Here is a 2,627-nt window from a genome sequence, read left to right as displayed (position 1 = left end):
GCGGTATCCCAGGCACTAAATCACCTGCTCCAGCATCCACTTCACAAACTCCCTTACCTTCGGCACCTCCGCCGCATGCTCCGGATACGCCAGGTAGTAGGCATCCTGGCTCGGCATTGCATGCTGCCAAGGAATCACCAGTTTGCCCTCCGCCAGTTCCTCTTCCACCAGAAAACGCGGTAGCAACGCCACACCACAGCCGACCTGCGCGGCCCGAATACACATGTAGAAGGTGTCGAAGCGCGGCCCATGGTAACTGTGCTCGGTCTGGTAGCCCTGGCTGGCGAACCAGTCATGCCAGCCCTGGGGCCGCGAAGCATTTTGCAGCAGGACCAGATTGCTCAACTGCGTTGGGTCAGTGAGTGGCTGTGCGGGCAAGCTTTCCGGCGCACAGACAGGTACAAGCTCCTCGCTGAACAGTTTCAGGCTTTCGGTGCCGGGGCGTGAACCCTGGCCGAAGTAGAAGGCCATGTCGGCCTTGCCCTGCAGCAGCTCATCGGGCTCCTGTTCATTGCACAGGTCGAGGTGGATCTGCGGGTGACGCAGCCGCCAACCCTTGAGACGCGGCACCAGCCAGCGCGCGCCGAAGGTGTAGGGCGTGGACACCCGCAACACTTCGGTCTCGCCGCCGTAGGAGCGCAGGTAATGGGTGGACATCTCCACCTGCGTGAGGATCTTGCGCACTTCCACCAGGTACAGGTCGCCAGCCGGGGTCATCTGCAAGCGCCGGCGCACGCGGCGGAATAGCAGGTGTTGCAGCAGTTCCTCCAACTGCGCCACCTGTTTGCTCACCGCGCTTTGTGTGAGGTTCAGCTCCTCGGCGGCGCGGGTGAAGCTCAGGTGACGGGTGGCGGCTTCGAAACACTGCAGGGCGGTAATCGAGGGCAAATGTCTTTTGTTCAGCACGGTGTGCCTCTTTTTATGCTTTGCATGAATAAACGGAATGATATCTCGCCTAATCGTCGTTTGTTGGCAAGTCTTGGGCCAGCTACAAATAAGCTCTGGATCGCCGCGTCAGTGGCGGCGCGAATTTTCTGTTTGCAGATTGAAGGAGTGACCCATGGTTGCCGCATTGCTTGACCGTCTCGGGGTAAACCCGGCGCTGTACCAGTCGGGTAAACAACCCGTGCATTCGCCGATTGACGGCAGTCGCATCGGCAACGTGCACTGGGAAGGTGCCGCCGAGGTAGAGCAACAGGTCAGTCGTGCCGAGCATGCATTCGACGCCTGGCGCAAGGTACCGGCACCACGTCGTGGCGAGTTGGTGCGCCAGTTCGGCGATGTGTTGCGCGAATACAAGGCCGACCTGGGCGAGCTGGTGTCCTGGGAAGCGGGCAAGATCACCCAGGAAGGTTTGGGTGAAGTGCAAGAAATGATCGATATCTGCGACTTCGCCGTCGGCCTGTCCCGTCAGTTGTACGGTTTGACCATTGCCTCCGAGCGCCCCGGCCACCACATGCGTGAAACCTGGCATCCGCTGGGCGTGGTCGGTGTGATCAGTGCCTTCAACTTCCCAGTGGCGGTGTGGGCGTGGAACACCACGCTGGCGCTGGTGTGCGGCAACGCGGTGATCTGGAAACCGTCGGAAAAGACCCCGCTCACCGCCCTGGCCTGCCAAGCGTTGTTCGAGCGCGTGCTGAAGAAATTCGACGGTGCTCCCGAGTACCTCAGCCAAGTGATCATCGGCGGCCGCGACGCCGGCGCTGCGCTGGTGGATGACCCGCGCGTGGCCCTGATCAGCGCCACCGGCAGTACCCGCATGGGCCGCGAAGTGGCACCGAAAGTCGCCGCGCGCTTTGCCCGCAGCATTCTCGAACTGGGCGGCAACAACGCCATGATCCTCGGCCCGAGCGCCGACCTGGACATGGCCGTACGCGCCATCCTGTTCAGCGCCGTCGGCACTGCCGGGCAACGCTGCACCACCTTGCGTCGCCTGATCGCCCATGAGTCGGTCAAGGAAGAGATCGTCACCCGCCTCAAGGCCGCTTATTCCAAGGTGCGTATCGGCCACCCGCTGGAAGGCAACCTGATCGGTCCGCTGATCGACAAGCATGGCTTCGAGAACATGCAGGACGCCCTGGAGCAAGCCTTGAGCGAAGGCGGCAAGGTGTTCGGTGGCAAGCGCCAGCTGGAAGATAAATTCCCGCATGCCTACTACGTATCGCCGGCGATTGTGGAAATGCCGGAGCAAAGCGACGTGGTGTGCACTGAGACCTTCGCGCCGATTCTGTATGTGATCGGCTATCGCGACTTCAACGAGGCCTTGCGCCTGAACAACGCCGTGCCACAAGGCTTGTCCTCGTGCATTTTCACCACCGATGTGCGTGAAGCCGAGCAGTTCATGTCAGCCGTGGGCAGTGACTGCGGTATCGCCAACGTCAACATTGGCCCGAGCGGCGCGGAGATCGGCGGCGCGTTTGGCGGTGAGAAAGAGACCGGCGGCGGGCGTGAGTCGGGTTCGGATGCATGGCGCGGGTACATGCGTCGCCAGACCAATACCGTGAACTACTCGCTGGAGTTGCCGTTGGCGCAGGGCATCACCTTCGACTGACGTTAAAAATGTGGGAGGGGGCTTGCCCCCGATGGCGGTGGATCAGTTGTATATCTGTTGACTGACACACAGCAAT

2 protein-coding genes are annotated in these 2,627 nt (G+C 61.4%); one reads left to right on the top strand and one right to left on the bottom strand.

The features are described 5' to 3' along the window. Positions 1–15 precede the first annotated feature (15 nt). Positions 16–906, bottom strand: coding sequence for a LysR family transcriptional regulator (locus tag ACRESD_RS18460; protein ID WP_431752233.1), 891 nt, complete (start codon positions 904–906; stop codon positions 16–18). A gap of 154 nt (positions 907–1,060) precedes the next feature. Here ACRESD_RS18460 and amaB point away from each other — a divergent pair, with 154 nt between their 5' ends. Beyond that, positions 1,061–2,551 carry an L-piperidine-6-carboxylate dehydrogenase gene (gene amaB, locus ACRESD_RS18455; protein WP_431752232.1) on the top strand — a complete coding sequence of 497 codons (1,491 nt, stop codon included), beginning with the start codon at positions 1,061–1,063 and terminating at the stop codon, positions 2,549–2,551. Positions 2,552–2,627: the final 76 nt, after the last annotated feature.

This window comes from Pseudomonas sp. (assembly GCF_050739995.1).
GTDB lineage: Bacteria > Pseudomonadota > Gammaproteobacteria > Pseudomonadales > Pseudomonadaceae > Aquipseudomonas.
Note: the sequence above shows the minus strand (reverse complement) of the source record. Positions and strands in the feature narration are given on the sequence as shown.

Bases quoted from the DNA above. Each gene is read 5' to 3' on its own strand.
- amaB (WP_431752232.1), top strand. From the start codon at position 1,061: ATGGTTGCCGCATTGCTTGACCGTCTCGGGGTAAACCCGGCGCTGTAC.